This is a genomic window from Nesterenkonia sandarakina (assembly GCF_014138825.1).
Lineage (GTDB): Bacteria > Actinomycetota > Actinomycetes > Actinomycetales > Micrococcaceae > Nesterenkonia > Nesterenkonia sandarakina.
On the sequence record NZ_JACJIH010000001.1, the window covers coordinates 2784770 to 2809254 of the forward strand.

General features: G+C 65.7%; 21 protein-coding genes and 1 tRNA gene. 20 read left to right on the forward strand and 2 right to left on the reverse strand.

The annotated features are described in order from the left end of the window. Window positions 1-153: 153 nt before the first annotated feature. The 7 genes from HNR24_RS12715 to rplL all read left to right on the forward strand — a co-directional run bounded on the left by HNR24_RS12715 (window position 154) and on the right by rplL (window position 4342). A tRNA-Trp gene (locus HNR24_RS12715) sits at window positions 154-226 on the forward strand. Between the two features lie 38 nt (window positions 227-264). Then, entirely contained in the window at window positions 265-567 is a 303-nt protein-coding gene (gene secE / locus HNR24_RS12720) for a preprotein translocase subunit SecE (protein WP_179440966.1), read from the forward strand. Between the two features lie 105 nt (window positions 568-672). Beyond that, window positions 673-1533: a transcription termination/antitermination protein NusG gene (gene nusG, locus HNR24_RS12725; RefSeq protein WP_182495956.1), complete on the forward strand. Its 861-nt coding sequence runs from the start codon at window positions 673-675 to the stop codon at window positions 1531-1533. Window positions 1534-1765: 232 nt separating this feature from the next. Then, window positions 1766-2197 (forward strand): 50S ribosomal protein L11, encoded by a 432-nt coding sequence (rplK, locus tag HNR24_RS12730; protein WP_179440964.1) that lies wholly within the window; start codon window positions 1766-1768, stop codon window positions 2195-2197. A 108-nt stretch (window positions 2198-2305) separates the two neighbouring features. Next, window positions 2306-3010 (forward strand): 50S ribosomal protein L1, encoded by a 705-nt coding sequence (rplA, locus tag HNR24_RS12735; protein WP_179440963.1) that lies wholly within the window; start codon window positions 2306-2308, stop codon window positions 3008-3010. 372 nt (window positions 3011-3382) lie between these two features. Further along, on the forward strand, window positions 3383-3901 hold the full coding sequence (gene rplJ / locus HNR24_RS12740; RefSeq protein ID WP_058887543.1) for a 50S ribosomal protein L10: 519 nt from the start codon (window positions 3383-3385) through the stop codon (window positions 3899-3901). A 60-nt stretch (window positions 3902-3961) separates the two neighbouring features. Beyond that, on the forward strand, window positions 3962-4342 hold the full coding sequence (gene rplL / locus HNR24_RS12745) for a 50S ribosomal protein L7/L12 (RefSeq protein ID WP_058887542.1): 381 nt from the start codon (window positions 3962-3964) through the stop codon (window positions 4340-4342). Between the two features lie 162 nt (window positions 4343-4504). Here rplL and HNR24_RS12750 read toward each other — a convergent pair whose 3' ends face one another. Together HNR24_RS12750 and HNR24_RS12755 are read right to left on the reverse strand one after the other, a co-directional pair. Continuing rightward, a complete protein-coding gene (locus tag HNR24_RS12750; RefSeq protein ID WP_182495957.1) occupies window positions 4505-4978 on the reverse strand; it encodes a hypothetical protein in 474 nt (157 codons plus the stop codon). Further along, entirely contained in the window at window positions 4978-6387 is a 1410-nt protein-coding gene (locus tag HNR24_RS12755) for a PspC domain-containing protein (protein ID WP_182495958.1), read from the reverse strand. Before HNR24_RS12755 ends, HNR24_RS12750 begins: the two co-directional genes overlap by 1 nt. 137 nt (window positions 6388-6524) lie before the next feature. Here HNR24_RS12755 and HNR24_RS12760 point away from each other — a divergent pair, with 137 nt between their 5' ends. The 13 genes from HNR24_RS12760 to rplB all read left to right on the forward strand — a co-directional run bounded on the left by HNR24_RS12760 (window position 6525) and on the right by rplB (window position 24474). Continuing rightward, complete coding sequence (locus HNR24_RS12760) at window positions 6525-7946, forward strand: ATP-binding protein (protein WP_182495959.1); 1422 nt, start codon at window positions 6525-6527, stop codon at window positions 7944-7946. Next, window positions 7939-8616, forward strand: a complete 678-nt coding sequence (locus tag HNR24_RS12765) for a LuxR C-terminal-related transcriptional regulator (RefSeq protein WP_182495960.1) — start codon at window positions 7939-7941, stop codon at window positions 8614-8616. The genes HNR24_RS12760 and HNR24_RS12765 overlap by 8 nt, the downstream gene beginning before the upstream one ends. A gap of 303 nt (window positions 8617-8919) precedes the next feature. Then, complete coding sequence (gene rpoB / locus HNR24_RS12770; protein ID WP_058887537.1) at window positions 8920-12438, forward strand: DNA-directed RNA polymerase subunit beta; 3519 nt, start codon at window positions 8920-8922, stop codon at window positions 12436-12438. A 62-nt stretch (window positions 12439-12500) separates the two neighbouring features. Then, window positions 12501-16388 (forward strand): DNA-directed RNA polymerase subunit beta', encoded by a 3888-nt coding sequence (locus HNR24_RS12775; RefSeq protein ID WP_182495961.1) that lies wholly within the window; start codon window positions 12501-12503, stop codon window positions 16386-16388. A gap of 323 nt (window positions 16389-16711) precedes the next feature. Next, window positions 16712-17086, forward strand: a complete 375-nt coding sequence (gene rpsL, locus HNR24_RS12780) for a 30S ribosomal protein S12 (RefSeq protein ID WP_036473238.1) — start codon at window positions 16712-16714, stop codon at window positions 17084-17086. After that, entirely contained in the window at window positions 17086-17556 is a 471-nt protein-coding gene (rpsG, locus tag HNR24_RS12785; protein ID WP_058887535.1) for a 30S ribosomal protein S7, read from the forward strand. The genes rpsL and rpsG overlap by 1 nt, the downstream gene beginning before the upstream one ends. Window positions 17557-17574: 18 nt before the next feature. Next, entirely contained in the window at window positions 17575-19689 is a 2115-nt protein-coding gene (gene fusA, locus HNR24_RS12790) for an elongation factor G (protein ID WP_058887534.1), read from the forward strand. A 243-nt stretch (window positions 19690-19932) separates the two neighbouring features. Next, window positions 19933-21123 (forward strand): elongation factor Tu, encoded by a 1191-nt coding sequence (tuf, locus tag HNR24_RS12795; protein WP_058887533.1) that lies wholly within the window; start codon window positions 19933-19935, stop codon window positions 21121-21123. A 559-nt stretch (window positions 21124-21682) separates the two neighbouring features. After that, complete coding sequence (gene rpsJ, locus HNR24_RS12800; RefSeq protein WP_022871716.1) at window positions 21683-21991, forward strand: 30S ribosomal protein S10; 309 nt, start codon at window positions 21683-21685, stop codon at window positions 21989-21991. Between the two features lie 21 nt (window positions 21992-22012). After that, window positions 22013-22675: a 50S ribosomal protein L3 gene (gene rplC, locus HNR24_RS12805; protein WP_058887532.1), complete on the forward strand. Its 663-nt coding sequence runs from the start codon at window positions 22013-22015 to the stop codon at window positions 22673-22675. A gap of 5 nt (window positions 22676-22680) precedes the next feature. Next, complete coding sequence (gene rplD, locus HNR24_RS12810; protein WP_182495962.1) at window positions 22681-23295, forward strand: 50S ribosomal protein L4; 615 nt, start codon at window positions 22681-22683, stop codon at window positions 23293-23295. Continuing rightward, entirely contained in the window at window positions 23292-23600 is a 309-nt protein-coding gene (rplW, locus tag HNR24_RS12815; RefSeq protein ID WP_058887531.1) for a 50S ribosomal protein L23, read from the forward strand. The genes rplD and rplW overlap by 4 nt, the downstream gene beginning before the upstream one ends. 37 nt (window positions 23601-23637) lie before the next feature. Next, entirely contained in the window at window positions 23638-24474 is an 837-nt protein-coding gene (gene rplB, locus HNR24_RS12820) for a 50S ribosomal protein L2 (protein WP_182495963.1), read from the forward strand. Window positions 24475-24485: the final 11 nt, after the last annotated feature.

Here is a 24485-nt window from a genome sequence, read left to right on the forward strand (position 1 = left end):
TTCATGGACTGTTTCCAGCCTACCGGTTTGTCCTGCGCCGGGCCGAGGGCGTAAAGTGGTCGTTCGGTGTCTCAGGCGCCCCGATCGATCGTGCCCCGAAACCGGACTTCCGGTCCTCGGTGCGGTAGCGTGACGGAAGCTGAAGAGTCCCCTAGGGCAGTGGCGCAATTGGTAGCGCAACGGTCTCCAAAACCGTAGGTTGCAGGTTCGAGTCCTGTCTGCCCTGCTAGGCATCCGCCTTAACCGTGAACAGATGGAGTCTTCGTGTCCCAGTCGCCTTCGACGCCAGATCAGGGCTCCACGCCCGCCGGTGGCGATGCGAAGGGCCCGTTCGGGAAGCTGTGGCTGTTCCTCCGCCAGGTCATCGACGAACTCCGCAAGGTGGTCGTCCCGACCCGTCGAGAGCTGACCAACTACACGCTGGTCGTGTTGGTCTTCGTGGTCATCGTGATCGGGATCGTCACCGGCTTCGACGCCGTCTTCAGCCGGGGCGCCGAGGCGCTCTTCGGCTCCACCGGAGGTGGCGTGGAGCAGCCCGCCGCGCCGCCGGCCGGAGTCGAGGACTGAGCAGGGCTCACCAGATGACCATGATGTGATGCCGCAGCCGGGGCATCCACCACGTGAACGAGAGCTCGCCGTGCGTCGGTGAGCACCACGGAAAGCAGGAGAACAGTGTCTGAACAGGATCTTTCGCAGCAGACCGAAGAGGTCGACGCCGCCCAGGATGCCGCCGCCGAAGCAGCAGCGGACACCGAGGACGCCTCAGCCGCTGTCGAGACGGCCGAGCAGACCGACGCCCCGAGCGAGGATGCGGCGCAGGACGCCGGGACCGGAGACGAGTCTGAGGCAGAGACTGACGCCGAGGCCACGTCTGAGGCTGACGCCGAGGTGCCCGAGGAGGAGAAGTCCTACGAGGAGCGCGCCGCCGCGCTGAAGTCGAAGCTGCGCCGCCAGCTCGGTGACTGGTACGTGGTGCACACCTACGCCGGCTACGAGAAGCGGGTGAAGTCCAACCTGGAGACCCGCATCCAGACCCAGGACATGGAAGACCACATCTTCGAGATCGAGGTCCCCATGGAAGAGGTCGTGGAGATCAAGGGCACCCAGCGCAAGGTCGTCAGCCGGGTGCGGATCCCCGGCTACGTGATCGTGCGCATGGAGCTCACCGACGCCTCCTGGGGCGTGGTGCGCCACACCCCAGGTGTCACCGGATTCGTCGGCAACGCCCACGACCCGCACCCGTTGAGCTCCGACGAGGTCTTCGACATGCTCTCGGATCACCTGCTGGGCAAGCCCGATGCACCCAAGCAGGGCGTTGGCGAGGACGGGGCCCCCGCAGCGGCGGCCTCCGACATCAAGGTGGACTTCGAGATCGGGGAGTCGGTCACCGTCACTGACGGCCCGTTCGCCACCCTCCCGGCGTCGATCTCGGAGATCCATGCAGACTCGCGTCAGCTGGTGGTGCTCGTCTCGATCTTCGAGCGCGAGACCCCGGTGACGCTGAACTTCAACCAGGTCGAGAAGATCTACTGATGTTCCTCGCAGGTGCGCACCGACGACGTCGTCGGAGCGCACCGTGTGAGACCTAGAGACTTTCGGTGCCGCAGGTGGCTTTGGCCGGCGGCGCCGAACCGGTCATCACGCCATGATGGCCACCCCCCTGCGTCACGCTCCTGTGGCACAGGGACACCAGGTGAGGGTTCGACGCCGTGCCGCTTCTCGGCACGGAGGGCAGAACCCGCCACGCATGAAAAGGACGCTGAACATGGCCCCGAAGAAGAAAGTCTCCGGCCTGATCAAGCTGCAGATCAACGCAGGCGCCGCTAACCCGGCCCCGCCGATCGGTCCCGCACTCGGTCAGCACGGTGTCAACATCATGGAGTTCTGCAAGGCTTACAACGCCGCGACTGAGTCCCAGCGCGGCAATGTGATCCCTGTGGAGATCACGGTCTACGAGGACCGCTCCTTCACCTTCGTCACCAAGACCCCGCCGGCCGCCGAGCTGATCAAGAAGGCAGCAGGCGTGGCCAAGGGCTCAGGCGTGCCGCACACCGAGAAGGTCGGCAAGCTCAGCCAGTCACAGGTCGAAGAGATCGCTCAGACCAAGATGGAGGACCTCAACGCGAACGACCTCGCCTCGGCCTCCAAGATCGTCGCCGGAACTGCCCGCTCCATGGGCATCACGGTCGAAGGCTGAACCGGGCTCACGCCCATCATCAACTGACAAACAGTCCGGCCCAGAGCCGGACGGTGGGAAGGGTCGAGCGCGACCCGCGTACCACGACTGCTAAGGAGAACAACGCAGATGGCAAAGCGCAGCAAAGCTTATGAAGCAGCGGCACAGAAGGTCAACGAGGACGCCCTGTACTCCCCGGCCGAGGCAGTAGCCCTGGCCAAGGAGATCAACCCCTCCAAGACCGACAGCACCGTGGAGGTCGCGATGCGCCTCTCGGTGGATCCGCGCAAGGCGGACCAGATGGTCCGCGGCACGGTCATCCTGCCCCACGGCACCGGCAAGACCGCCCGTGTGGTCGTCTTCACCCAGGGTGACAACATCGCCAAGGCCGAAGAGGCCGGGGCCGACCACGTCGGCGGCGATGAGCTGATCGCCAAGGTCGCTGACGGCTGGACCGATTTCGACGCCGCCGTCGCGTCCCCGGACATGATGGGCAAGGTCGGTCGCCTGGGCAAGGTGCTCGGTCCCCGCAACCTGATGCCGAACCCGAAGACCGGCACCGTGACCCCGGACGTGGCCAAGGCGGTCAACGAGCTCAAGGGCGGCAAGATCACGTTCCGCGTGGACAAGCACGCCAACCTGCACTTCATCGTGGGCAAGACCAGCTTCGATGCCAAGGCGCTGGCGGAGAACTATGCCGCTGCCCTGGAGGAGATCCTTCGGCTGAAGCCCTCGGCGTCCAAGGGTCGCTACATCTCCAAGGCCACCGTGACCACGACCTTCGGCCCCGGCATCCCCGTGGACCCGAACGTCACCAAGGTGATCGCTGACTGATACCAGCTCCTGGTGCAGCAGCTCAGAAGGCCCTCGACCTCGGACGGGGGCCTTCTGCTGTTCCTGCGTTGCGGGTGCCCGGATCCCCGTGTAGAGTAAGGGCTGACCAAAGACCGCCGGTCGTTGTTTTCGTGCGCAGATCATTGGCTGATCTGCGCGGTCAGCAGATACCAAGTCTGTGATGCGATGCAACGTAAAGACCCTAATCGGGCGACCTGCGCAGGACACGTTCAGCTCTCCTTGTATCACGCCGTCCGCGATCATTCGCGGCCAGCCTGCTCGTCGGAGATATGCCCCGTGCCTTGCGCAGCGGGGCATTTTTTATGCCCGGCCCGAAGCAGGTGACCGGCTTACATGATCGGAAGGAGTGCCATGGCGAATCCTGAGAAGGCTGCCGCCGTCGATGAGCTGAAGGAACTCTTCAACGCATCGACTGCCGCAGTGCTCACGGAATACCGCGGCCTCTCCGTGGGCCAGCTGCAGACACTGCGCCGGTCCGTGCGAGAGAACGCACACTACGCTGTGGTGAAGAACACGCTCACCGAGATTGCGGCCCGGGAAGTCGGCATCGACGCCTTTGAAGGCAAGATGTCCGGACCCTCTGCAATCGCCTTCGTCCACGGTGACCCCGTGGATGTGGCCAAGGCGCTGCGTGACTTCGCCAAGAGCAACCCTGAGCTCATCGTCAAGGGCGGCTACATGGATGGCGTCGCCCTCGATGAGGCAGGTATGAAGAAGCTCGCGGATCTTGAATCCCGTGAGGTTCTGCTCAGCAAGATGGCTGGTGCCCTCATCGGCGTCCAGTCCAAGGCTGCTGCGCTGTTCCAGGCGCCGCTGTCCAAGGCCGTTCGCACGGTCGAGGCGCTGCGCGAGAAGCAGGAAGCTGCCTGAGCTCGAGCTCACCACAGATCCGCAAGCAACACCCCTAAACATTGAAGAAGGAGCGCCCCCATGGCGAAGATGAGCAACGAAGAACTGATCGAACAGTTCAAGGACATGTCCCTGATCGAGCTCTCCGAGTTCGTCAAGGTCTTCGAGGAGACCTTCGACGTCACCGCAGCTGCCCCCGTGGCAGCAGCAGCTGCTCCGGCAGCCGGCGCAGCTGAGGAAGCTGAAGAGCAGACCGAGTTCGACGTCGTCCTGGAGTCCGCAGGCGAGAAGAAGATCGGCGTCATCAAGGAGGTGCGCGGTCTGACCTCCCTGGGTCTGAAGGAGGCCAAGGACCTGGTCGACAGCGCCCCCAAGGCCGTTCTGGAGGGTGTCGACAAGGCAACCGCCGACAAGGCCAAGGAGACCCTGGAAGGCGCAGGCGCCACCGTCACCCTCAAGTGATCGGTGCGGCTTCAGCCGCTGCCAGGCAGTCTTGACTGCATAGAGAGATCCCCCGGAAGGCTTCCTTCCGGGGGATCTCTCTCTGTGTATCGGGATCTCTCTGTGTCTGAAGATCTCTCTATGTCTGGGGGATCTGCGTCTGGGGGATCTCTGGCTGGCGGGTCAGAGTCGCGTGCCGGGCTTGGGCATCAGCCCGGTCACCACGAGCGCCAGTCCGGCCAGGGCGAAGACCCCGAGCGCCACGATCAGCCAGTCGATGTAGATGCCGAGCACCATGCTCGCCAGCACCCAGAGCGCCAGCGCCATGGCGATGGTCGCGTAGATCACCCCGGCGATGCGCGGTCCGCCGCCGGATCGGGAACCCGCGCGGCCAGATCTCCCCCTCCCCGCCGGCGGGGACTGCGCCTCGGGCACCGCCGGCGAGTGGCTCGGCGCAGCGGTGGCTGCGCTCAGCGCGGCCTGCTGCTCGGCGCGCTCGAACCAGCGGGGGCCGCGCTCGGGCTCCTTCCAGGTGAAGTCGCGCTCGCTCTGGGCGCGCAGCGACTCCGCCAGCAGCTCGTCGACGTCGGCGGGCTCGGCCGGAAGCGGCCTGGTGGGGTGGGTGCCGGCCTCGGGGTCTGGGCGTTCCGGGTTCATCACAGCTCAGCTTCTTCCTGCTCATAGGTGGTGGAGTCATAGATCGTGGTGTTGCCGAAGGCGGAGTTCAGCTCCAGGTGGATCTCGTCCTGGGACTCCTCAGGGCCGATGACCAGATCATCGCCGGAGATCCCGGAGCGCTCGAGGCGCTCATCCTGAGTGAGGATCTCCAGGTTGCTCAACGCCTGGCCGTTGCTGACGATCACCCGCGTCTCATCCGGGACGATCACGGTGGCATTGGAGAAGGCCTGGTTCACCTGGGCGTCCCAGACGACCGGATCGGCCGGGCCGTCCTGCGCGGGAAGCTCGCGCAGGTCCACCGTGGTGTTGGAGAAGACGCTCTGCACCTGAGACTCCGAGGTGCTGTAGTCACCGAACACGTGGTTCGCGCCGCCACCGAATCCGGAAGCCGACTGACCCGCGAAGAGCACGAGCATGACGGCGGTGCTCAGCCCGAGCAGCCCGGGGGTCCCGTGCCGGCCCTGAAGCGCCGCGGTGAAGTGGGTCAGCCCCAGGATCAGCACCAGGCCGGCGGTGGCCGCCAGGGCCACCGTGATGGTGGAGAGCCCGAGGGTCCCGCCCAGCCAGGCGAGGCCCACGATGACCGGCACCGCCAGCATCCCCAGCCCCCAGCTGAGCTGACGACGACGCCGTCGGGCGGCCCGCTCGCGGGGTGAGTCCTGCGTGCGGGACTCGCGGCTCCTGGTGGACACCGAGCTCGCCGGTGTCACAGCGGGGGAGGGGTGACCACCGGCGGTGCCGGCGGCGGAGGCCTGCGCCGTCGGACCTGGAGCCGGGCTGGCAGTCGGTGACTCCTCCTTGGGGTACCAGGCCGGTCTCCCGTCCGCGCGCGGCGGCTTCGAGCTCCCGGCCTCAGCTTTTCCCGGCGCGTCCTGCCCCGAGGTGCCGAAGCGGCCCGGCGCGGACCCTCCGTCGGCACCGGCCGGCGCGGATCCCGCGGTCTGCGCGGCGCCGGAGTTGCGCCGGTGATTGCGGACCATCACGTAGACCAGCCAGGCCACGGCTGCCAGGATGACCAGGTTCAGCAGCACCGCGAGCGGGCCCGCGACGCTGACCGGGGTGAAGATGTTCAGCGCACCGATCACCGCGAGCACCGCACCGCCGATGAAGCCCGAGGTGTAGTCCCCGCGCACCGCCTGCTGGGCATGGATCCTGCCCGCCCGGTCCGGGACGAACATCCAGGCCAGCCCGTAGAGCAGAGCCGCGGGGGAGAAGAAGATGATGAACGCGACGACGCCGAGCCCGCGCACCAGGGCGGCGTCCCATCCCACCTTCAGTGAGATTCCTGCAAAGATCCCTCCGAGCCAGCCTTCCTCGGGACGGGTGAGTCCTGTGGTGCGCATCCAGTCGAAGAAGCGGCGGCCTGTCTCAGGCTTCTGATTGTCCATGCCTCCAGTCTCCGCCGGACCCCCCGGTCCCCGCCATGAGGGGGCACCCTGATTGAACCCTGAATCCTGGCTCCAGCGCCCCGGATATGGGGCTTGAGCCATCGAAGTGCGCCGGGGGGCGTGGCAGTATGGAGGATATGGACAGCGCCAGCCCGCCGCCCCCGGCGTCGAAGCGCGCAGGCCCGCAGCGGCTCCCTCTGCTGCGCGCCGCGCAGACCCCCCTGGCGGGGGTGTGCCTGGGCCTGTCCCGGCATCTGGGTGTCTCGGTGACCTCGGTGCGCACCGTGATGATCGGACTCAGCATCGCCGGCGGGATCGGCCTGCTGCTCTACTGCTGGCTATGGATCTTCGTCCCCCGGGAGGACGAGCCGCGCCCCGATGCCGCAGCCCGAGGGCTCAGCGGACCGGCCGTCGAGGGTGACACCTCCGAGGGCGCAGCGAGCACCAGGTCCTGGGGCAGCGCCGCCAGCGGCATCGACCCTGATGCGGAGCCCGTCCAGTACTGGAGCGCCCGGGCACGCGAACTCCTGCACTCGCTGACCAGCTCGCCGCAGGTGCTGCTGGGCGGAGCGCTGCTCGGCGGCGCCGGTCTGATCGCGCTGCAGCTGCTGGGTGCCCAGATCAACTGGTGGCTCATCGGCCCCCCGCTGATCCTCGGCGTCGGGGTGCTGCTCGCCTGGTCCCAGGTCGACGCCATCGGCCCGCGCACCGGGGATCAGGATCCCGATCTGCACGCGCCGACCGCGCGCTCCCGGCAGGCGATCCTCTGGCAGTTCTCCATCGGTGCGCTGTTAGTGATCCTCGCCCTGCTGCTGCTGGCCGGTGGCTTCCTGCCCGCCGCTGACCTGCTGCTGGGCCTGATGGTGGCCGCGATGCTGCTCGCCGGCGTCGCCCTGGTCACCGCTCCCTGGCTGATCCGGCTCTACCGCACCTCCAACAGCGAACGCGCCCGTGCCGCCGCCGAGGCCGAGCGCGCGGACATCGCCGCCCACCTGCACGACTCCGTGCTCCAGACGCTGGCCATGATCCAGAAGCACCGCCATGATCCTGCCGCTGTGGAGCGGCTGGCCAGACGGCAGGAGCGGCAGCTGCGCGGCTGGCTCTACTCCCGGGACAGCCCCGAGACCGGCACCCTGAAGGAGCAGCTGAGCAGCGTCGCCGCCGAGCTGGAGGAGCTGCACCATGACCCCGTGGAGCTGATCGCAGTCGGCGAGTCACGGCGCAGCGATCACCGGGTGCTGGTCGCGGCGGCACGGGAGGGCATCGTCAACGCGCTCAAGCACGCCGGGCCGGCCTCGGTGTACCTGGAGTCCACTCCCGCCGAGGACGCGGTGTTCATCCGTGACCGCGGGGCCGGATTCGACCCTGCGGGGATCGAGTCCGACCGGCTGGGAGTGCGCGAATCGATCATCGGACGGATGCAGCGCGCCGGGGGTTCGGCGCGGATCCGCTCCGGGGAGACCGGCACCGAGGTCCAGCTGCGTATGCCCGTGGCTGTGGCGGGTGGACCGGAGACGCCCGTCGAACCGACGGCCCAGCGAGAGGAGACCCATGGCTGAGCTGGCAGGCGCCACGGAGGCCCCCGCGCTGCGCCGGGTGGTGATCATCGATGACCACGGCATCTTCCGTGCCGGACTGAAGGCCGAGATGTCCGGACGGGTCCAGGTCGTCGGGGAGGGTCACGACGTCGACTCCGCGATCGCCGCCGTCCGCGCCGCGCTGCCAGAGGTGGTGCTCCTCGATGTCCACCTCCCGGGCGGGACCGGCGGGGGAGGGGCCGAGGTCGTGCGTGCCTGCCGAGATCTGCCCCAGGTGCGCTTCCTGGCGATCAGCGTCTCGGACCAGGCCGAGGACGTGGTCTCGGTGATCCGCGCCGGGGCGCGCGGCTACGTCACCAAGACCATCTCCACCACCGAGCTCGCCGCAGCGGTGGAGAGCGTGGCCACCGGAGATGCGGTCTTCTCTCCGCGGCTGGCGGGATTCGTGCTGGATGCCTTCGGCACCGCCGGCGTCGCCGATGTCCGCGACGAGGAGCTCGACCGGCTCTCCGCACGCGAGGTGGAGGTGATGCGGCTGATCGCCCGCGGCTACACCTACCGGGAGATCGCGAGCGAGCTGTTCCTCTCGATCAAGACCGTGGAGACCCACGTCTCGAAGGTGCTGCGCAAGCTCCAGCTCTCCTCACGCCATGAGCTCACCCGCTGGGCGGAGCGCCGCAGGATCGTCTGATCCCTCACCGACCTGGGCGCGCCGTGGATGTGTCGCACCGCACGCCCGGCGGTGCGGGCTGGTACAGTTACTGCCCAGAAAGCCCGGAGGCCCATCTGCAATCTCCGCCGGCCTTCCCGTTCGGCGCCAGGCTCAGCCCTCGCGTCTTTCGCCCCAGCGGCCTTCTCTTGCCCTGGGCTGCCTTCATGGTCTACTCTGTACCTTTGCGCATCTTCTCTACATCAGTGCCTTCAAATAGCGGTGGGCAGTTGAATTTATGCGTGATTCCTACGGAAGCTACGAAGGTCTGTGGAAGGATCCAACTTGGTCGCCTCGAGCACCTCAACGACGCAAACCGCTGCCTCGGCCCGCACTGCTGAATACGCAGGCCGACTCTCATTCGCAAAGATTCACGAACCCCTCGATGTCCCGGAGCTGCTGGCTCTGCAGATCGACTCCTTCGACCGCCTGATCGGCAACGACAGCTGGGCTGCTCGGGTCGAGGAGGCCCGGCAGAAGGGCATCAAGGGCGTTTCCGAAACCTCCGGACTCTCCGACATCTTCGAAGAGATGTCACCGATCGAGGACTTCCAGGGCACCATGTCCCTGAGCTTCTCCGATCCTGAGTTCGCCGACCCCAAGATGCCGGTCGCCGAGTGCAAGGAGCGGGACACCACGTATTCCGCTCCGCTGTACGTCAAGGCCGAGTTCATGAACCACAACACCGGTGAGATCAAGCAGCAGACCGTGTTCATGGGCGATTTCCCGCTCATGACCGATCGCGGCACGTTCATCATCAACGGCACCGAGCGTGTCGTCGTCTCCCAGCTGGTCCGCTCCCCGGGCGCCTACTTCGAGCGCACCCCGGACAAGACCAGCGACAAGGACATCTACACGGCGAAGGTCATCCCCTCCCGCGGTGCCTGGTTCGAGCTCGAGATCGACAAGCGCGACCAGGTCGGCGTGCGTCTGGATCGTCGTCGCAAGCAGCCGGTGACCGCGCTGCTGAAGGCGCTGGGCTGGACCGAGTCCCGGATCCTGGAAGAGTTCGGCGAGTATGACTCGATCCGCGCCACCATGGAGAAGGACGCCTTCGAGACCCAGGCCGACGCGCTGATCGACATCTACCGCAAGCTGCGCCCGGGCGAGCCGCCGACCGTGGAGGCCGCCGAGTCGCTGCTGCGCGGGCTCTACTTCACTCCCAAGCGCTACGACCTCGCCAAGGTGGGCCGCTACAAGCTCAACCGCAAGCTCGGCGTGGACAAGGCCTTCACCGACGCCGACGCCTCGGTGCTCAGCGAGGCCGACATCGTCGCGATGATCCACTACCTCGCCGCGCTGCACGCCGGCAAGGAGACCATCAAGGGGATCCGCGACGCAGAAGAGATCGACGTCCACATCACCGTGGACGACATCGACCACTTCGGCAACCGGCGCATCCGCGCCGTCGGGGAGCTCATCGAGAACCAGGTCCGCACCGGCCTCTCCCGCATGGAGCGTGTGGTCCGCGAGCGGATGACGACTCAGGACGTCGAGGCCATCACGCCGCAGACGCTGATCAACATCCGCCCCGTCGTCGCCTCCATCAAGGAGTTCTTCGGCACCTCGCAGCTCTCGCAGTTCATGGATCAGAACAACCCGCTGGCCGGACTGACGCATAAGCGTCGCCTCTCCGCGCTGGGCCCGGGCGGTCTCTCCCGTGACCGCGCCGGCATGGAGGTCCGTGACGTCCACCCCTCGCACTACGGCCGCATGTGCCCCATCGAGACCCCGGAAGGCCCGAACATCGGCCTGATCGGCTCGCTGGCCACCTACGGACGGATCAACGCGTTCGGCTTCATCGAGACCCCGTACCGCAAGGTCGTGGGCGGTGTGGTCACCGACCAGATCGAGTACCTCACCGCCGATGACGAGCTGGTCTCCCAGATCGCTCAGGCCAACGCGCCGCTGAACGAGGACGGGACCTTCACCGAGGCCACCGTGCTCTGCCGTGGTCGTGCCGATGGCACCGGTGAGCAGGGCGAGCCCGTGCTGACCGTTCCCGAAGAGATCGACTACATGGACGTCTCGCCGCGCCAGATGGTGTCTGTGGCGACCGCCCTGATCCCGTTCCTGGAGCACGACGACGCCAACCGTGCACTCATGGGCGCGAACATGCAGCGTCAGGCTGTGCCGCTGCTGGAGTCGGAGTCCCCGCTGGTGGGCACCGGCATGGAGAAGTTCGCCGCCATCGACGCCGGAGACTCGGTCACCGCCGAGAAGCCCGGCGTGGTCACCCGTGTGGCCGCCGACATGGTCACCGTGCTCAACGACGACGGCACTCAGATCCATTACCCGATCATGAAGTTCCAGCGCTCGAACCAGGGCAACGCCTACAACCAGCGGGTGCGGGTCTCCGAGGGAGATCGCCTGGAGCGCCAGTCGATCATCGCCGACGGACCCTCCACCGAGGCCGGCGAGCTCGCCCTGGGCAAGAACCTGCTGGTGGCGTTCATGTCCTGGGAGGGTCACAACTTCGAGGACGCGATCATCCTCTCGCAGCGGATGATCCAGGACGATGTGCTCACCTCGATCCACATCGAGGAGCACGAGGTCGACGCTCGCGACACCAAGCTCGGTGCCGAGGAGGTCACTCGTGACATCCCCAACGTCTCCGAGGAGATGCTCGCCCAGCTCGACGAGCGCGGCATCATCCACATCGGCGCCGAGGTCTCGGCAGGCGACATCCTGGTCGGTCGCGTCACGCCCAAGGGCGAGACCGAGCTGACCCCTGAGGAGCGGCTGCTGCGCGCGATCTTCGGGGAGAAGTCCCGCGAAGTCCGCGACACCTCGCTGAAGGTGCCCCACGGCGAGTCCGGCACCGTGATCGGTGTCCGGATCTTCGACGCGGAGGACGGCGACGATCTGCCCCCGGGCGTGAACCAGCTGGTGCGCGTCTACGTGGCGCAGAAGCGCAAGATCACCGACGGCGACAAGCTCGCCGGGCGCCACGGCAACAAGGGCGTCATCTCCAGGATCCTTCCTGTGGAGGACATGCCCTTCCTGCCCGACGGCACCCCGGTGGACATCGTGCTGAACCCGCTGGGCGTGCCGGGCCGTATGAACATCGGTCAGGTCATGGAGGTCCACCTCGGATGGGCCGCCAAGCAGGGCTGGAAGATCGAGGGCGAGCCCGAGTGGATCCAGAAGCTGCCGAACCTGCCCCGTGAGACCGGACCCACCAAGGTCTCCACCCCGGTGTTCGACGGCGCCGAGCCGGCCGAGCTCACCGGAATCCTGGAGTCTGTGAACCCGTCACGCGACGGCGAGCAGCTGGTGGGCGCCAACGGCAAGGCGCAGCTCTTCGACGGCCGCTCCGGCGAGCCGTTCCCCGAAGGTGTGGCAGTGGGCTACATGTACATCCTGAAGCTGCACCACCTGGTCGACGACAAGATCCACGCCCGCTCAACCGGACCGTACTCGATGATCACCCAGCAGCCGCTGGGCGGCAAGGCGCAGTTCGGCGGTCAGCGCTTCGGTGAGATGGAGGTCTGGGCCCTGGAGGCCTACGGCTCCGCCTACACGCTGCAGGAGCTGCTGACGATCAAGTCCGATGACATCCACGGTCGTGTGAAGGTCTACGAGGCCATCGTGAAGGGCGAGAACATCCCGGAGCCCGGCGTTCCGGAATCGTTCAAGGTGCTCATCAAGGAGATGCAGTCGCTCTGCCTCAACGTGGAGGTCCTCTCCGCAGACGGCAGCAAGGTCGAGATGCGTGACTCGGAGGAAACCGGGTTCAGCGCTGCGGAGGAGCTTGGCATCGACCTCTCCCGCGCAGAGCCCAGCTCGGTCGAAGAGGTCTGAGGACCTCACCGATGCACCTTCACTCCGTCACGAATCTTTAGAGAAAAGAGAGATACCGGACTATGTCCCAAGAATCCTCATTCGGCACAATGCGTATCGGGCTTGCCACCGGTGACGAAATCCGTGGTTGGTCCTATGGTGAGGTCAAGAAGCCTGAGACCATCAACTACCGCACCCTGAAGCCCGAGAAGGACGGACTCTTCTGCGAGAAGATCTTCGGACCCTCCCGGGATTGGGAGTGCTACTGCGGGAAGTACAAGCGCGTGCGCTTCAAGGGCATCATCTGTGAGCGCTGCGGCGTCGAGGTGACCCGCGCCAAGGTGCGTCGCGAGCGGATGGGCCACATCCAGCTCGCCGCGCCGGTGACCCACATCTGGTACTTCAAGGGCGTTCCCTCGCGCTTGGGCTACCTGCTCGACCTGGCGCCGAAGGACCTCGAGAAGGTCATCTACTTCGCCGCCTACATGATCACCGAGGTCGACACCGACCGTCGCCATGACGACCTGCCGAACCTGCAGGCCGAGATCGACCAGGAGCTCAAGCACCTGGCAGATCAGCGCGACGCCGACATCGCCGCGATCTCCAAGGACCTCGAGGGTGACCTCGAGCGTCTGGAGGGCGAGGGCGCCAAGGCTGCCGAGAAGAAGAAGGCACGTGACACCTCTGATAAGCAGATGTCACAGGTGCGCAAGCGCGCCGACGCCGAGATCGAGCAGCTCGAGCGGGTCTGGGATCGCTTCAAGAACCTCAAGGTCTCCGACCTCGAGGGTGACGAGGCGCTCTTCCGCGAGATGCGCACCCGGTACGGCCAGTACTTCGAAGGCGCCATGGGTGCCGAGGCGATCCAGCGTCGCCTGGCCAGCTACGACATGGAGGCCGAGGCAGAGCGGCTGCGCGAGATCATCGCCACCGGCAAGGGCCAGCGCAAGACGCGTGCCCTGAAGCGGCTGAAGGTGCTCAACGCGTTCCTCTCCACCGGCACCACTCCGCGCGGCATGGTCCTGGAGGCCGTCCCGGTGATCCCACCGGAGATCCGGCCCATGGTCCAGCTCGACGGCGGTCGCTTCGCGACCTCGGATCTGAACGATCTCTACCGTCGCGTGATCAACCGCAACAACCGTCTGAAGCGTCTGCTGGATCTCGGTGCGCCCGAGATCATCGTGAACAACGAGAAGCGGATGCTCCAGGAGTCCGTGGACTCGCTCTTCGACAACGGTCGTCGCGGTCGTCCGGTCACCGGACCGGGCAACCGTCCGCTGAAGTCGCTCTCTGACATGCTCAAGGGCAAGCAGGGTCGCTTCCGGCAGAACCTGCTGGGCAAGCGCGTGGACTACTCGGGCCGTTCGGTCATCGTGGTGGGCCCGCAGCTGCAGCTGCACCAGTGTGGTCTGCCCAAGCAGATGGCGCTGGAGCTGTTCAAGCCCTTCGTGATGAAGCGCCTGGTGGATCTGAACCACGCGCAGAACATCAAGTCGGCCAAGCGCATGGTGGAGCGGCAGCGTCCCCAGGTGTGGGATGTTCTCGAAGAGATCATCACCGAGCACCCGGTGCTGCTCAACCGCGCACCCACGCTGCACCGTCTGGGCATCCAGGCCTTCGAGCCGCAGCTGGTGGAGGGCAAGGCGCTGCAGCTGCACCCGCTGGTCTGCTCGGCGTTCAACGCCGACTTCGACGGCGACCAGATGGCAGTCCACCTCCCGCTCTCACCCGAGGCCCAGGCCGAGGCGCGCATCCTGATGCTCTCCTCGAACAACATCCTGAAGCCCTCGGACGGACGCCCGGTGGCGCTGCCCTCGCAGGACATGATCATCGGTCTGCATCACCTGACCACTCAGCGCGAGGACGAGACCGGCGCAGGCCGTGCCTTCTCCTCCATCGGTGAGGCTCAGATGGCCTTTGACCTGCGGGAGCTGCACATCAACGCGCCCGTGAAGATCACCGTGGAGGGCTATACCCCTTCGGCGGCGGTCCCGGCCCCTGAGGGCTGGGAGCCGGGCACTCCGGCCACGCTGACCACCACGATGGGCAAGGTGCTCTTCAACCAGCTGCTGCCGGAGGGCTACCCCTGGCAGGACTCGGTGGCGGACAAGGGCCAGCTCTCGACCCTGATCAACGATCTGGCCGAGCGCTACCCGAACATCGTCACCGCGCGCACCCTGGACAACCTCAAGGACGCCGGCTTCTACTGGTCCACCCGTTCGGGTGTCACCGTCGCGATCTCCGACGTGACCTCGAACATGGACAAGAAGAAGATCATGGACGTCTACGAGGACCAGGCCGCGAAGGTCCAGTCCCAGTACGACATGGGTCTGATCGGCGACGACGAGCGCCACTCCGAGCTGGTCGAGATCTGGACCAAGGCCACCGACGAGGTGGCCGCAGCGATGCAGGCCGGCATGGATGAGCACAACAACATCAACCGGATGGTCACCTCCGGTGCCCGAGGCAACTGGCTTCAGGTCCGGCAGATCGCGGGCATCCGTGGTCTGGTGACCAACCCGAAGGGTGAGATCATCCCGCGTCCGATCAAGTCCTCCTACCGGGAGGGCCTCTCGGTCCTGGAGTACTTCATCGCCACCCACGGCGCCCGCAAGGGCCTGGCGGACACGGCGTTGAAGACGGCGAACTCGGGTTACCTGACCCGTCGTCTGGTCGATGTCTCGCAGGACGTCATCGTGCGTGAGGCGGACTGCGGGACCTCCCGCGGGCTGACCGTCACCATCGCGGTGGCCGATGACTCCGGTGAGCTGAAGCTGCATGAAGAGGTCGAGAACTCCGCCTATGCGCGGACGCTCGCCGTCGACGTCAGCGACGCCAAGGGCAACCTGCTCGCAGAGGCAGGCTCCGACGTCGGGGACGTGCTGATCGACGAGCTCTTCGCCGCCGGGATCAGCGAGATCAAGATCCGCTCCGTGCTCACCTGTGAGTCCGCCGTGGGTACTTGTACTCGCTGCTACGGACGCTCGCTGGCCACCGGGCAGACCGTGGACATCGGTGAGGCGGTGGGCATCATCGCCGCACAGTCCATCGGTGAGCCGGGCACCCAGCTGACCATGCGTACCTTCCACACCGGCGGCATCGCCTCCGCGGACGACATCACGCAGGGTCTGCCCCGTATCCAGGAGCTCTTCGAGGCCCGCACCCCCAAGGGTGTGGCGCCGATCGCGGAGGTCGCTGGTCGGGTGCACCTGGACGATTCCGAGAAGCAGCTCCGCCTGGTGCTGACTCCGGATGACGGTTCCGAGGAGCACGCCTACCCGATCCTGCGTCGTGCGCGTCTGCTGGTCTCTGACGGTGAAGCCGTCGAGGTCGGTCAGCAGCTGGTCGCAGGTGCCGTGGATCCCAAGCAGGTGCTTCGTGTGCTCGGCCCCCGGGCCGCGCAGAAGTTCCTGGTCTCCGAGGTCCAGGACGTCTACCAGTCCCAGGGTGTGGGCATCCACGACAAGCACGTGGAGGTCATCGTCCGGCAGATGCTGCGCCGGATCACCGTCATCGACTCCGGTGGCACCGATCTGCTCCCGGGCGAGCTTGCCGACCGGTTCCGCTTCACCGCGGCCAACCGCAAGGCAGTCGCCGAGGGTGCGCAGCCGGCCTCGGGGCGCGATGAGCTGATGGGCATCACCAAGGCCTCGCTGGCCACGGATTCCTGGCTCTCGGCGGCCTCCTTCCAGGAGACCACCCGGGTGCTCACCCAGGCGGCGATGGAAGGCAAGTCCGACCCGCTGCTGGGCCTGAAGGAGAACGTGATCATCGGCAAGCTGATCCCGGCCGGCACCGGTCTGGACCGGTACACCCAGTCCACGGTGGAGCCGACCGAGGAGGCCAAGGCCAGCCTGTTCACCGGCCCGAGCCTCTACGGCTCGAGCTTCGACTACGCAGGAGCCGAGGGCGACGGCGAGTTCCATGCCATCCCGCTCGACGACTACAACACCGATGTCGACTTCCGCTGAGCGAAGCTGACATCTGAGGTCGCACGGATCCGCAGGTCGGGGTCCGGCGGCTGAGGTTCACGAAGAGGTCCGGGGGAGCGATGCTCGCCCGGACCTCTTCGGCGTCTCGGGGCGCGTTCGCGCTCCGAGGGTGCACCTGGTAGTGTTAACCTGATTGTTTCTGATGTGGCAGAGGGACTCGGTCCGGGTTGCGGGGAAGGTGCGCAACACATGCCACATTTTTGCACGCCTGGGGACCAGAGCCCGCGGACAGTGTATAGAACTCTCGACCGCGGGCAGACCTCAGGCTCTGCTTCCCTCACTACACGTACGGAGAACGCATAGTGCCTACTATCCAGCAGCTTGTGCGCAAGGGGCGTCATCCCAAGCGCACCAAGAACAACACCCCTGCCCTGCAGGGCAGCCCGATGCGTCGTGGCGTGTGCACCCGTGTGTACACCACGACCCCGAAGAAGCCGAACTCCGCTCTGCGCAAGGTCGCCCGTGTGCGCCTGGGCGGCGGCGTCGAAGTCACCGCCTACATCCCGGGCGAGGGTCACAACCTGCAGGAGCACTCGATCGTGCTCGTGCGCGGCGGTCGTGTGAAGGACCTTCCCGGCGTCCGCTACAAGATCGTCCGCGGCGCCCTCGACACCCAGGGTGTCAAGGGTCGCGGTCAGGCTCGCTCCCGCTACGGCGCGAAGAAGGAGAAGAAGTAATGCCTCGTAAGGGACCCGCACCCAAGCGCCCTCTCGTCCAGGATCCGGTCCATGGATCCCCGCTGGTCACCCAGCTGATCAACAAGGTCCTGGTCGACGGCAAGAAGTCCACTGCAGAGCGCATCGTCTACGGCGCGCTCGATGGTGTCGCGAAGAAGTCCGGTGAGGACTCCGTGACGATCCTGAAGAAGGCCATGGACAACGTCCGCCCGGCCCTGGAGGTCCGCTCCCGCCGCGTCGGCGGCGCGACCTACCAGGTCCCGGTCGAGGTCAAGCCCGGTCGCTCGACCGCGCTGGCCCTGCGCTGGCTCGTCGGCTACTCCAAGGATCGCCGCGAGAAGTCGATGACGGATCGCCTGATGAACGAGATCCTGGATGCCTCCAACGGCCTCGGTGCTGCTGTGAAGCGCCGCGAGGACACTCACAAGATGGCTGAGTCCAACAAGGCCTTCGCCCACTACCGCTGGTAATAGAAAAGGGGAATCACCGTGGCACAAGACGTGCTCACTGACCTCAAGAAGGTCCGCAACATCGGCATCATGGCTCACATCGATGCCGGTAAGACCACCGCAACCGAACGCATCCTGTTCTACACCGGTATGAACCACAAGATCGGTGAAACCCACGACGGTGCGTCCACGACGGACTGGATGGAGCAGGAGAAAGAGCGCGGCATCACGATCACCTCCGCCGCGGTGACCTGCTTCTGGGGCGACAACCAGATCAACATCATCGACACTCCCGGCCACGTCGACTTCACCGTCGAGGTGGAGCGTGCGCTGCGCGTCCTCGACGGCGCCGTCGCAGTCTTCGACGGCAAGGAGGGCGTGGAGCCGCAGTCCGAGACTGTCTGGCGCCAGGCGGATAAGTACAACGTCCCGCGCATCTGCTTCGTCAACAAGATGGACAAGCTCGGCGCTGACTTCTACTACACCGTGGACACCATCAAGTCCCGCCTCGGTGCCACCCCGCTGGTGATGCAGCTGCCGATCGGCTCCGAGAGCGAGTTCGTCGGTGTCGTGGACCTGCTCCAGATGAAGGCGCTGGTCTGGCCCGGCGACGCCAAGGGCGATGTGACCATGGGTGCTCAGTACGAGACCCGTGAGATCCCCGAGGAGATGCAGGAGCAGGCCGAGGAGTACCGCAACACGCTCATCGAGCAGGTCGCGGAAGCCGACGACGTGCTGATGAACAAGTACCTCGAGGGCGAAGAGATCTCCAACGACGAGCTCAAGGAAGGTGTGCGCAAGCTCACCGTCGCCTCCGCCGCCTACCCGGTCTTCTGTGGCTCCGCGTTCAAGAACCGCGGCGTCCAGCCGATGCTCGACGCGGTCATCGACTACCTGCCCACCCCGGCAGACGTCGAGGCCATGGAGGGTCACAAGCCGAACAAGGAAGACGAGATCCTGACTCGTCGCCCGAGCAAGGACGAGCCGTTCTCCGCTCTGGCGTTCAAGATCGCCTCCCACCCGTTCTTCGGGCAGCTCACCTTCATCCGCGTCTACTCCGGCAAGCTCGCCGCGGGTGCGCAGATCGTGAACTCCACGAAGGGCAAGAAGGAGCGCATCGGCAAGCTCTTCCAGATGCACGCCAACAAGGAGAACCCGGTCGACGAGATCCAGGCCGGGCACATCTACGCGGTCATCGGCCTCAAGGACACCACCACCGGTGACACCCTGTGCGATCCGAACGACCAGATCGTGCTCGAGTCGATGACCTTCCCGGAGCCCGTGATCTCCGTGGCCATCGAGCCGAAGTCCAAGAGCGACCAGGAGAAGCTCTCCACGGCGATCCAGAAGCTGGCCGCCGAGGACCCGACCTTCACCGTCACCCAGAACGACGAGACCGGCCAGACCGAGATCGGCGGCATGGGTGAGCTGCACCTGGACATCCTGGTGGACCGCATGCGGCGTGAGTTCAACGTCGAGGCCAACGTGGGCAAGCCCCAGGTGGCCTACCGCGAGACCATCAAGAAGCGTGTGGAGAAGGTCGACTACACGCACAAGAAGCAGACCGGTGGTTCGGGTCAGTTCGCCAAGGTGCTGATGAACTTCGAGCCCCTGGACACCTCCGACGGCGAGATGTACGAATTCGCCAACCTGGTGACCGGTGGCCGCATCCCTCGCGAGTACATCCCCTCGGTGGATGCAGGCATCCAGGACGCCATGGGGCTCGGCGTGCTCGCCGGCTACCCGATGGTCGGTGTCAAGGCCGAACTGGTCGACGGCGCCTACCACGACGTGGACTCCTCGGAGATGGCGTTCAAGCTCGCCGGCTCCCAGGTGTTCAAGGAGGGCGCACGCCGCGCCAGCCCGGTGCTGCTCGAGCCGATGATGTCGGTCGAGGTCCGTACTCCCGAGGAGTACATGGGCGAGGTCATCGGTGACCTGAACTCCCGCCGCGGACAGATCCAGTCCATGGATGACGCGGCAGGCGTGAAGGTCATCAAGGCACTCGTGCCGCTCTCGGAGATGTTCGGCTACATCGGTGAGCTGCGCTCGCGCACTCAGGGCCGCGCAGTCTTCACCATGTCCTTCAACTCCTACGCGGAGGTTCCGAAGGCCGTGGCAGAAGAGATCATCGAGAAGAACCGCGGCGCCTGATCCCGCTTCGGCTCCCCGGGTTCGTCGCCTCCGCGCGGCGGACCCGGGGCCGGCCGGACCCAGGCGGGCGCAGCGCCGCGAGGATGCGAGGTCACCAATGACCTCCGCCGCTCCTCACCCAGCACCATTGCAGAGAATTTCACCAAATACCTAGCGATTAGTAGACTTGCATGAGTTTCAGCCTCGTTGACAGTGCGGCTGGAGTAAGTCTTCTTACCTGAACAAGTTCTATAGGAGGAACCTGTGGCCAAGGCAAAGTTCGAGCGTAACAAGCCGCACCTTAACATCGGCACCATCGGTCACGTCGACCATGGCAAGACCACCCTGACCGCCGCGATCTCCAAGGTCCTGGCGGACAAGTTCCCGGACCTCAACCAGGGCCGTGACTTCGCCTCGATCGACAACGCTCCCGAGGAGCGCGAGCGCGGCATCACGATCAACGTCTCCCACGTGGAGTACCAGACCGACAAGCGCCACTATGCACACGTGGACGCCCCCGGTCACGCTGACTACGTGAAGAACATGATCACCGGTGCCGCCCAGATGGACGGCGCGATCCTGGTCGTCGCCGCCACTGACGGCCCGATGGCACAGACCCGCGAGCACGTCCTGCTGGCACGCCAGGTCGGCGTCCCCTCGCTGCTGGTCGCACTGAACAAGTCCGACATGGTCGAGGACGAAGAGCTCCTGGACCTCGTCGAGATGGAGGTGCGCGAGCTCCTCGACTCCCAGGGCTACGACGGCGACAACGCACCGGTCATCCGCACCTCGGGCCTGAAGGCTCTCGAGGGCGACGCCGAGTGGGTCAAGACCGTCGAGGAACTGATGGAGGCTGTGGACAGCTTCATCCCCGAGCCGGAGCGCGATAAGGACAAGCCGTTCCTGATGCCGATCGAGGACGTCTTCACGATCACCGGTCGCGGCACCGTGGTCACCGGTCGCGCCGAGCGCGGCACGCTGAAGATCAACTCCGAGGTCGAGATCCTCGGCATCCGTGCCAAGCAGAAGACCACGGTCACCGGCATCGAGATGTTCCACAAGCAGCTCGACGAGGCATGGGCCGGCGAGAACTGTGGCCTGCTGCTGCGCGGTCTCAAGCGCGATGACGTCGAGCGCGGCCAGGTTGTGGCAGCTCCCGGCTCCATCACCCCGCACACCCAGTTCGAGGCCAACGTCTACATCCTCTCCAAGGATGAGGGCGGTCGCCACAACCCCTTCTACACCAACTACCGTCCGCAGTTCTACTTCCGGACCACCGACGTCACCGGCGTCATCTCGCTGCCCGAGGGCACCGAGATGGTCATGCCCGGTGACAACACCGAGATGACCGTGGAGCTCATCCAGGAGATCGCGATGGAAGAGGGCCTCGGCTTCGCCATCCGCGAGGGTGGACGCACCGTTGGTTCGGGTCGAGTTGTGAAGATCCTGAAGTAATCACCAACCTCAGAGCAGCGTCGCAGGGCTGAGAAGCTCCGCAGCGCAGTGCGATGAACAGAAGACCCCGGTGGCTGAGGCCACCGGGGTCTTCTGTTTGTCATGGTCGGGGATCTGTGTGAGAATAGACAGGTTGCTCACGGGCGCCATGCCCCGGTGTGCCCTCGGGTCCACCGTGTGGAGCGAATACCGAAACTTACCATCCGACACCTCGCGATGTGTTTCGCTGTGCGCAGGAATCCTGCTCATATAAGCGACACGCCCGACCGCGGGGGTCGGTAGCCCGTCAGCCCGAGGAACCCGTCGAGTCCTGCGTCATGCAGGATTCGCAGGCACGGATTCGGACTGAGCGGGTCGTGCAGCTGCTGCCTCATCGTCAGGCTCGGGAGACCGAGCAGATCGTGACGCGGCTGCGCAGCCCATAACTGCAGAAGGTCAGTACCGCCTGCGCCCCACCAGGGGCCAGCGCTGAATGCCTCTCTGGGAGCCCCATGGCTCCGTCCCGGTCTTGGGCTGCGACGTAAGACGAATGTCAGAACACCAGAAAGAGGCTCAACGCATGGCGGGACAGAAAATCCGCATCCGGCTGAAGTCGTATGACCACGAAGTCATCGACACCTCGGCCCGGAAGATCGTCGACACGGTCACACGTGCTGGTGCAACGGTTGTCGGCCCAGTGCCGCTGCCCACCGAGAAGAACGTGTACGCCGTGATCCGTTCTCCCCATAAGTACAAGGACTCTCGCGAGCACTTCGAGATGCGCACCCACAAGCGCCTGATCGACATCGTGGATCCGACGCCTAAGGCCGTCGATTCCCTGATGCGACTCGACCTGCCTGCAGACGTCAATATCGAGATCAAGCTCTAGCAGGGAGGTGCTGAGAAAACTATGACCAATATTTCCCGCGTTGAACTGAACGTCAAGGGACTGCTGGGCACGAAGCTCGGCATGACCCAGGTCTGGGACGAGAACAACGTTCTCATCCCAGTCACTGTTGTCCAGGCCGACTCCAACGTCGTGACCCAGGTCCGCACCACCGACAGCGACGGCTACAACTCCGTCCAGATCGGTTTCGGACGCATCGATCCCCGCAAGGTGACCAAGCCGCTGGCAGGTCACTTCGAGAAGGCAGGCGTGACCCCGCGCCGCCACGTGGTGGAGATCCGCACCGGTGACTCCGGGTCCTACGAACTCGGACAGGACCTCACCGTCGAGTCCTTCGAGACCGGCCAGAAGGTCGATGTCATCGGCAAGACCAAGGGCAAGGGCTTTGCCGGCGTCATGAAGCGTCACGGCTTCGGCGGCGTGGGTGCCTCGCACGGTGCCCACAAGAACCACCGCAAGCCAGGCTCCATCGGCGGTGCATCCACCCCGGGTCGCGTCTTCAAGGGTCTGCGCATGGCAGGTCGGATGGGCGGCGTCCGCCAGACCACCCATAACCTGACCGTCCACGCCGTGGACCCCGAGAAGAACCTGCTGCTGATCAAGGGCGCCCTTCCGGGTGCTCGCGGCCAGGTCGTCCTGGTCCGCACCGCAGTGAAGGGAGCATGATCCACATGGCTAACAAGGTTTCTGTCGACTTCCCCGCCGAGGTATTCGACGCCAAGACCAATGTCGCGCTGATCCACCAGGTGGTCGTCGCGCAGCGCGCTGCGGCACGTCAGGGCACCCACAAGACCAAGACTCGTTCAGAGGTCTCCGGCACCGGCGCCAAGCCGTTCCGGCAGAAGGGCACCGGCCGTGCCCGTCAGGGTTCCATGCGCGGTCCGCACATGATCGGCGGTGGCGTCGTCCACGGCCCGACCCCGCGTGACTACTCCCAGCGCACGCCCAAGAAGATGAAGGCCGCCGCCCTGCGCGGTGCCCTCTCGGACCGGGCACGCAATGACCGCATCGTCGTCGTGGACTCCCTGGTCACCGGCCAGGCCTCGACCAAGGCGGCCAAGGCTGCGCTGGCCGGTCTCGGCGGCGCGAACCGCAACTGGCTGGTCGTGATCGACCGCAGCGACGACGTCGCCGCGCTCTCGACTCGCAACCTGCCGCACGTCCACACCCTGTACGCCGATCAGCTGAACACCTACGACGTCATCGTCTCCGATGACATCGTGTTCACGCAGGCCGGCTATGACGCCTTCCTGGCTCAGGGCACTGCGAAGGAGGAGACCAAGTGAGCGTCCTGACTAGCAAGGACCCGCGCGACGTCGTCATCGCACCCGTCGTCTCGGAGAAGTCCTACAGCCTGATCGATGAGGGCAAGTTCACCTTCCTGGTGGACCCCCGGGCCACGAAGTCCGAGATCAAGTACGCCGTGGAGAAGATCTTCTCCGTGCGTGTGAACTCGGTCAACACCATCAACCGGGCTGGCAAGCGCAAGCGCACCAAGTTCGGATGGGGCTCGCGCACCGGCACCAAGCGGGCGATCATCACCCTCAAAGAGGGCTACAACATTGACATCTTCGGAGGATCCGCAGCCTGAACGGCTGATCGGAACCACTTGATCGAGGAAGAAGAATATGGCTATCCGTAACCTCAAGCCGAACACACCGGGCCAGCGCGGCTCGTCTGTGGCCGACTTTGCAGAGATCACCCGGGACACCCCGGAGAAGTCCCTGCTGCGTCCGCTGTCCAAGACCGGCGGCCGAAACAGCTCGGGCAAGATCACCACACGTCACAAGGGTGGTGGCCACAAGCGCCAGTACCGCGTGATCGATTTCCGCCGTGCAGACAAGGACGGCGTGCCGGCAAAGGTCGCTCATGTCGAGTACGACCCGAACCGCACCGCACGCATCGCCCTGCTGCACTTCATCGACGGCACCAAGCGCTACATCCTGGCCCCGGCCAAGCTGGAGCAGGGTGCAGCCGTGGAGTCCGGCCCCAACGCCGACATCAAGCCGGGCAACAACCTGCCGCTGCGCAACATCCCACTGGGCACTGTGGTGCACGCAGTGGAGCTGCGTCCGGCAGGCGGCGCCAAGCTGGGCCGCTCCGCAGGAGCCGGCATCCAGCTGGTGGCCCGCGAGGGCAAGTTCGCCCAGCTGCGTCTGCCCTCCGGCGAGGTCCGCAACGTCGACGTCCGCTGCCGGGCGACCATCGGCGCTGTCGGCAACGCCGAGCAGTCCAACATCAACTGGGGCAAGGCTGGACGCATGCGCTGGAAGGGTGTTCGTCCCACCGTCCGCGGTGTCGTGATGAACCCGGTGGACCACCCGCACGGTGGTGGCGAGGGCAAGACCTCCGGTGGTCGTCATCCGGTCAACCCGAATGGCAAGCCAGAGGGCCGCACCCGCCGTCCGAACAAGGAAAGCGACAAGCTCATCGTGCGTCGCCGTCGTACCAAGAACAAGCGATAGGAGCCTGGAGA

What these genes read in the sequence shown, in the direction of transcription:
- rplK (WP_179440964.1), top strand. Translation starts at nt 1,766, where the DNA reads ATGGCCCCGAAGAAGAAAGTCTCCGGCCTGATCAAGCTGCAGATCAAC.
- rplA (WP_179440963.1), top strand. Translation starts at nt 2,306, where the DNA reads ATGGCAAAGCGCAGCAAAGCTTATGAAGCAGCGGCACAGAAGGTCAAC.
- rplJ (WP_058887543.1), top strand. Translation starts at nt 3,383, where the DNA reads ATGGCGAATCCTGAGAAGGCTGCCGCCGTCGATGAGCTGAAGGAACTC.
- rplL (WP_058887542.1), top strand. Translation starts at nt 3,962, where the DNA reads ATGGCGAAGATGAGCAACGAAGAACTGATCGAACAGTTCAAGGACATG.
- HNR24_RS12750 (WP_182495957.1), bottom strand. Translation starts at nt 4,978, where the DNA reads ATGAACCCGGAACGCCCAGACCCCGAGGCCGGCACCCACCCCACCAGG.
- HNR24_RS12755 (WP_182495958.1), bottom strand. Translation starts at nt 6,387, where the DNA reads ATGGACAATCAGAAGCCTGAGACAGGCCGCCGCTTCTTCGACTGGATG.
- HNR24_RS12760 (WP_182495959.1), top strand. Translation starts at nt 6,525, where the DNA reads ATGGACAGCGCCAGCCCGCCGCCCCCGGCGTCGAAGCGCGCAGGCCCG.
- HNR24_RS12765 (WP_182495960.1), top strand. Translation starts at nt 7,939, where the DNA reads ATGGCTGAGCTGGCAGGCGCCACGGAGGCCCCCGCGCTGCGCCGGGTG.
- HNR24_RS12775 (WP_182495961.1), top strand. Translation starts at nt 12,501, where the DNA reads ATGTCCCAAGAATCCTCATTCGGCACAATGCGTATCGGGCTTGCCACC.
- rpsG (WP_058887535.1), top strand. Translation starts at nt 17,086, where the DNA reads ATGCCTCGTAAGGGACCCGCACCCAAGCGCCCTCTCGTCCAGGATCCG.
- rpsJ (WP_022871716.1), top strand. Translation starts at nt 21,683, where the DNA reads ATGGCGGGACAGAAAATCCGCATCCGGCTGAAGTCGTATGACCACGAA.
- rplC (WP_058887532.1), top strand. Translation starts at nt 22,013, where the DNA reads ATGACCAATATTTCCCGCGTTGAACTGAACGTCAAGGGACTGCTGGGC.
- rplD (WP_182495962.1), top strand. Translation starts at nt 22,681, where the DNA reads ATGGCTAACAAGGTTTCTGTCGACTTCCCCGCCGAGGTATTCGACGCC.
- rplB (WP_182495963.1), top strand. Translation starts at nt 23,638, where the DNA reads ATGGCTATCCGTAACCTCAAGCCGAACACACCGGGCCAGCGCGGCTCG.